The following is a 5,759-nucleotide window of genomic DNA, read 5'->3' as shown; positions in this document are numbered from 1 at the left end:
AAAACAAAACGCCATCCCTATCGGGATGGCGTTTTGAGGTGTAAGGCCCTGGCAGTGACCTACTCTCGCATGCGGATGCACACTACCATCGGCGCGGGTTCGTTTCACTTCCGAGTTCGAGAAGGGATCGGGTGGTACCAAACCGCTATGGCCGCCAGGGAGACATTGGAGTCGCGCTAAGGAACGAGCGCGGACTCGGCGTTGTGACTTGGGATGTGAACAGAGATTGGAACGATGTTGGTTCAACGTGTGGTTGAGGCCAGCGAAGCGTCTTGGAGTTATATGATCAAGCCGCACGGGTCATTAGTAGTGGTTAGCTCGGCATTACTGCGATACACACCCACCCTATCAACCAGATAGTCTATCTGGGCCCTTTAGGGAGCTTATGCTCCGGGAGGTCTCATCTTGAGGCGCGCTTCCCGCTTAGATGCTTTCAGCGGTTATCGCTTCCGATTATAGCTACCCGGCGGTGCCACTGGCGTGACAACCGGAACACCAGGGAATCGTCCACTCCGGTCCTCTCGTACTAGGAGCAGCCCCTCTCAAACCTCCAACGCCCACGACAGATAGGGACCGAACTGTCTCACGACGTTCTGAACCCAGCTCGCGTACCACTTTAAATGGCGAACAGCCATACCCTTGGGACCGACTACAGCCCCAGGATGTGATGAGCCGACATCGAGGTGCCAAACACCGCCGTCGATATGAACTCTTGGGCGGTATCAGCCTGTTATCCCCGGAGTACCTTTTATCCGTTGAGCGATGGCCCTTCCATACAGAACCACCGGATCACTAAGTCCTACTTTCGTACCTGCTTGATCCGTCGATCTCGCAGTCAAGCACGCTTATGCCTTTGCACACAGTGCGCGATGTCCGACCGCGCTGAGCGTACCTTCGAGCTCCTCCGTTACTCTTTGGGAGGAGACCGCCCCAGTCAAACTACCCACCATACACGGTCCCCGATCCGGATTACGGATCTAGGTTAGAACGTCAAGCACATCAGGGTGGTATTTCAAGGATGGCTCCACCACAGCTAGCGCCATGGTTTCGTAGCCTCCCACCTATCCTACACAGACGAACTCAACGTTCAGTGTAAAGCTATAGTAAAGGTTCACGGGGTCTTTCCGTCTTGCCGCGGGAACGCTGCATCTTCACAGCGATTTCAATTTCACTGAGTCTCGGGTGGAGACAGCGCCGCTGTCGTTACGCCATTCGTGCAGGTCGGAACTTACCCGACAAGGAATTTCGCTACCTTAGGACCGTTATAGTTACGGCCGCCGTTTACTGGGGCTTCGATCAAGAGCTTCGCCTTGCGGCTGACCCCATCAATTAACCTTCCAGCACCGGGCAGGCGTCACACCCTATACGTCCACTTACGTGTTTGCAGAGTGCTGTGTTTTTGATAAACAGTCGCAGCGGCCTGGTCACTGCGGCCCAAAACTGCTCAGCAACGCGTGTTGCCACAGTTCTGGGCGCACCTTCTCCCGAAGTTACGGTGCTATGTTGCCTAGTTCCTTCACCCGAGTTCTCTCAAGCGCCTTGGGATTCTCACCCTGCCTACCTGTGTCGGATTACGGTACGGTCCAACCGTAGCTGAAGCTTAGAGGATTTTCCTGGAAGCGTGGCGTCAGTGACTTCGCTCAAAGAGCTCGTCTCGGTGCTCGGCGTAAATGAGAGCGGATTTGCCTACTCTCAACGCCTACCTCCTTTCCCCGGGACTACCAACGCCCGGTACACCTAGCCTTCTCCGTCCCCCCATCGCACTACAGTCAGGTGCGGGAATATTAACCCGCTTCCCATCGACTACGCATTTCTGCCTCGCCTTAGGGGCCGACTCACCCTGCGCCGATGAACGTTGCGCGAGGAAACCTTGGGCTTTCGGCGGGGAGGCTTTTCACCCCCCTTATCGTTACTCATGTCAGCATTCGCACTTCCGATACCTCCAGCAAGCCTTACGACTCACCTTCACAGGCTTACGGAACGCTCCTCTACCGCTTACTCTTGCGAGTAAACCCCGAGCTTCGGTACATCGCTTAGCCCCGTTAAATCTTCCGCGCAGGCCGACTCGACCAGTGAGCTATTACGCTTTCTTTAAAGGGTGGCTGCTTCTAAGCCAACCTCCTGGCTGTCTGTGCCTTCCCACATCGTTTTCCACTTAGCGACGATTTTGGGACCTTAGCTGCGGGTCTGGGTTGTTTCCCTTTTCACGACGGACGTTAGCACCCGCCGTGTGTCTCCCATGCTCACACTTGCTGGTATTCGGAGTTTGCAATGGTTTGGTAAGTCGCAATGACCCCCTAGCCATAACAGTGCTCTACCCCCAGCAGTGATACATGAGGCGCTACCTAAATAGCTTTCGAGGAGAACCAGCTATCTCCGGGTTCGATTAGCTTTTCACTCCTAACCACAACTCATCCCCTACCTTTGCAACGGGAGTGGGTTCGGGCCTCCAGTCCGTGTTACCGGACCTTCACCCTGGTCATGGCTAGATCACCCGGTTTCGGGTCTACACCTTGCGACTATGCGCCCTATTCAGACTCGGTTTCCCTTCGCCTCCCCTAGACGGTTAAGCTCGCCACAAAATGTAAGTCGCTGACCCATTATACAAAAGGTACGCAGTCACCCTTGCGGGCTTCCACTGCTTGTACGCATACGGTTTCAGGTTCTATTTCACTCCCTTCACCAGGGTTCTTTTCGCCTTTCCCTCACGGTACTAGTTCGCTATCGGTCAGTCAGGAGTATTTAGCCTTGGAGGATGGTCCCCCCATGTTCAGACAAGGTTTCACGTGCCTCGCCTTACTCAATTTCACACTGCAGGCCCTTTCGTGTACCGGGCTATCACCGTCTGTGACTGGCCTTTCCAGACCATTCCACTAAAACCTGCAATGCTTAAGGGCTAGTCCCCGTTCGCTCGTCACTACTTGGGGAATCTCGGTTGATTTCTTTTCCTTCAGGTACTGAGATATTTCAGTTCCCTGAGTTCGCCTCCACACCCTATATATTCAGGTGTGGATACTCCTTGCGGAGTGGGTTTCCCCATTCGGACATCACCGGGTCAAAGTCTGCTGCCGACTCACCGGTGCTTTTCGCAGGCTGCCACGTCCTTCATCGCCTCTGACTGCCAAGGCATCCACCGTATGCGCTTAGTCGCTTGATCATATAACTCCAAGTCGCCTCGGAATTACACAACAAACTCCTGTGTTTCTACTTCGCCTACTTGCCTCAACGACACATTTGGACTCGACAGAGTTCCAAACGCTTGTTCACATCCCAAGTTGTCAAAGAACACGATCCAGCCACAATGCCAGATCGCTTTAAATTCGTGTGCGCAAGTCATTCAGAAGGTTACATACACCGGTCTCAGCCGCTCACCATTATCTTTCCGGTTACCGGATCGCCTCACGGCGCGACAATGGTGGGTCTGGGAGGACTCGAACCACCGACCTCACCCTTATCAGGGGTGCGCTCTAACCACCTGAGCTACAGACCCAATCGTTCTTTCGAACTTTAGTGGTGGAGCTTGTCGGGATCGAACCGACGACCCCCTGCTTGCAAAGCAGGTGCTCTCCCAGCTGAGCTAAAGCCCCGTTGTACGGAACACTCATCTTCTCGATGAGGCTCTCTTCTGAATGCAGGTGCCTTGTGAGGGCGTCTTGAGACGGCTAAGCCATTCTCAAAAGGAGGTGATCCAGCCGCACCTTCCGATACGGCTACCTTGTTACGACTTCACCCCAGTCATTGACCACTCCGTGGTAAGCGTCCCCCTTGCGGTTAGACTACCTACTTCTGGAGCAACCAACTCCCATGGTGTGACGGGCGGTGTGTACAAGGCCCGGGAACGTATTCACCGCGGCATAGCTGATCCGCGATTACTAGCGATTCCGACTTCACGGAGTCGAGTTGCAGACTCCGATCCGGACTGGGATCGGTTTTCTGGGATTGGCTCCACCTCGCGGTATTGCAACCCTCTGTACCGACCATTGTAGTACGTGTGTAGCCCTGGCCGTAAGGGCCATGATGACTTGACGTCATCCCCACCTTCCTCCGGTTTGTCACCGGCAGTCTCCTTAGAGTTCCCACCTTTACGTGCTGGCAACTAAGGACAAGGGTTGCGCTCGTTGCGGGACTTAACCCAACATCTCACGACACGAGCTGACGACAGCCATGCAGCACCTGTCTCAGTGTTCCCGAAGGCACCAATCCATCTCTGGAAAGTTCACTGGATGTCAAGGCCAGGTAAGGTTCTTCGCGTTGCATCGAATTAAACCACATACTCCACCGCTTGTGCGGGCCCCCGTCAATTCCTTTGAGTTTCAGTCTTGCGACCGTACTCCCCAGGCGGCGAACTTAACGCGTTAGCTTCGACACTGATTGCCAAGTTGCAACCAACGTCCAGTTCGCATCGTTTAGGGCGTGGACTACCAGGGTATCTAATCCTGTTTGCTCCCCACGCTTTCGTGCCTCAGCGTCAGTGTTGATCCAGATGGCCGCCTTCGCCACTGGTGTTCCTCCCGATCTCTACGCATTTCACCGCTACACCGGGAATTCCACCATCCTCTATCACACTCTAGTCCGCCAGTATCCACTGCAGTTCCCAGGTTGAGCCCAGGGCTTTCACAGCAGACTTAACGAACCGCCTACGCACGCTTTACGCCCAGTGATTCCGAGTAACGCTTGCACCCTTCGTATTACCGCGGCTGCTGGCACGAAGTTAGCCGGTGCTTATTCTTTCGGTACCGTCATCCGTACAGAGTATTAATCCGCACGATTTCTTCCCGAACAAAAGTGCTTTACAACCCGAAGGCCTTCTTCACACACGCGGCATGGCTGGATCAGGCTTGCGCCCATTGTCCAATATTCCCCACTGCTGCCTCCCGTAGGAGTTTGGGCCGTGTCTCAGTCCCAATGTGGCTGATCATCCTCTCAGACCAGCTACGGATCGTCGCCTTGGTGGGCCTTTACCCCTCCAACTAGCTAATCCGGCATCGGCTCATCCAATCGCGTGAGGCCTTGCGGTCCCCCACTTTCACCTCTCGGTCGTATGCGGTATTAGCGTAAGTTTCCCTACGTTATCCCCCACGACAGGGTAGATTCCGATGCATTCCTCACCCGTCCGCCGCTCGCCGCCAGGTTGCCCCGCGCTGCCGCTCGACTTGCATGTGTTAGGCCTGCCGCCAGCGTTCACTCTGAGCCAGGATCAAACTCTTCAGTTAGATCTTCTGACTTACGTCAATTACTTTAAGGGCCTGTTGCTTGCATTTGCATGCTTACTTGAGGACGCCTTGATACTTCGATGGACTTCGTCCATCCCAAGGCGCCCACACAAAACACCTGCGCACACTGTCAAAGATCTTTAGCGTCGGAACTCGCTTTCGCTTCGTTCCACCCCGGCAACATTTCGTCCCGGTGAGCCGCCTATCTTACATCACCTTTCGTTTCCGTCAACACCCAAGTTCGTCTTTCTTTTCGAACCCGCCGCCAACTTCACCACCACGAAAAGCCTTTCTATTCCTGCGACTTCCGCCGCCCCCTCCGCTTGCGCTTACCGCCTCAACGAAGGGCCGCGAATCATACATCCGGTTCCGCTTTCGTCAACCCCCGGCGCTCGTCTTTCGACTCCACCGAAAACCAACCCCGAAACCACCGTACAACCCGCGCCAGGTATCGCTACCCAACCCCTCGCTCCGCTTAACCACCGCTGCGAAGGGCCGCGAATAATACATCCGCTTTCGATTCCGTCAACCCCCGGCAAACGTCTT

Annotated in this window: 2 tRNA genes and 3 rRNA genes; all 5 read right to left on the bottom strand. The window is 54.9% G+C overall.

Features of this window, described 5'->3' with window-relative positions:
• Window positions 1-46 precede the first annotated feature (46 nt).
• Window positions 47-159 (bottom strand): 5S ribosomal RNA (rrf, locus tag DFR29_RS28660).
• Between the two features lie 123 nt (window positions 160-282).
• A 23S ribosomal RNA gene (locus tag DFR29_RS28655) occupies window positions 283-3,157 on the bottom strand.
• Between the two features lie 256 nt (window positions 3,158-3,413).
• Window positions 3,414-3,490 (bottom strand) — tRNA-Ile (locus DFR29_RS28650).
• A gap of 21 nt (window positions 3,491-3,511) precedes the next feature.
• Window positions 3,512-3,587 (bottom strand) — tRNA-Ala (locus DFR29_RS28645).
• Window positions 3,588-3,676: 89 nt separating this feature from the next.
• A 16S ribosomal RNA gene (locus DFR29_RS28640) occupies window positions 3,677-5,213 on the bottom strand.
• Together the 16S, 23S and 5S rRNA genes with 2 tRNA genes alongside form the textbook arrangement of a ribosomal RNA operon.
• Between the last annotated feature and the right edge of the window lie 546 nt (window positions 5,214-5,759).

The sequence above is a fragment of the Tahibacter aquaticus genome, assembly GCF_004363655.1.
Taxonomy (GTDB): domain Bacteria; phylum Pseudomonadota; class Gammaproteobacteria; order Xanthomonadales; family Rhodanobacteraceae; genus Tahibacter; species Tahibacter aquaticus.
The sequence above is the reverse complement of the archived record's forward strand: the minus strand, read 5'-3'. Positions and strand labels throughout refer to the sequence as shown.